The 444-nt window shown below is 38.5% G+C and carries 1 protein-coding gene; it reads right to left on the bottom strand.

Annotated elements, in window-relative coordinates; genetic code table 11:
• Nucleotides 1–260 precede the first annotated feature (260 nt).
• Nucleotides 261–444 (bottom strand): hypothetical protein (locus HG543_RS54860; RefSeq protein WP_211194831.1); only part of this gene is annotated, 184 nt, incomplete at its 5' end.

The raw sequence follows: 444 nt of genomic DNA, 5'->3' as shown, positions 1-444 counted from the left end.
GGTCTAGTATAAAGCAGTTGGCGCAGCAGCAATTCAATTAAAGTAAACCAGAGAAGAATCCGCGCCGATAGAATAATAAGTGGAAAGTAAGTCAGCTCCACAGTATAAAGAGGAAAAAAGAGAAATAAGGGTTTCTATTGAATAGAAATGAATTGGTAATTATAGATCCATTCTTCAATGACTTGTTTCTTTGTTGGCGTAGAGAAAGTAAGAAATTAAGCCGTATCTAGATCAGACTCAGTGAGAGTTTAGTCTAGGAGCTAGGTCTTCCAATTCCATTCTGAAGTAGTAGCTTTCATGGCACCCTCAACAATACTTTCAACAAAACTTGATACTGGGTGGGTAGTAGCGACCAGGCCAGTTCCAGCTTCCCCGACCTCTAAAGTCACTAAAGTTTCACATAACAAAAGTACTTTCTTTCTTGCCCTAGCTAGTATATATATA

Source organism: Pyxidicoccus fallax (assembly GCF_012933655.1).
In the GTDB taxonomy this organism is placed as follows: domain Bacteria; phylum Myxococcota; class Myxococcia; order Myxococcales; family Myxococcaceae; genus Myxococcus; species Myxococcus fallax.
This window is presented reverse-complemented; position numbering and strand designations above follow the sequence as displayed.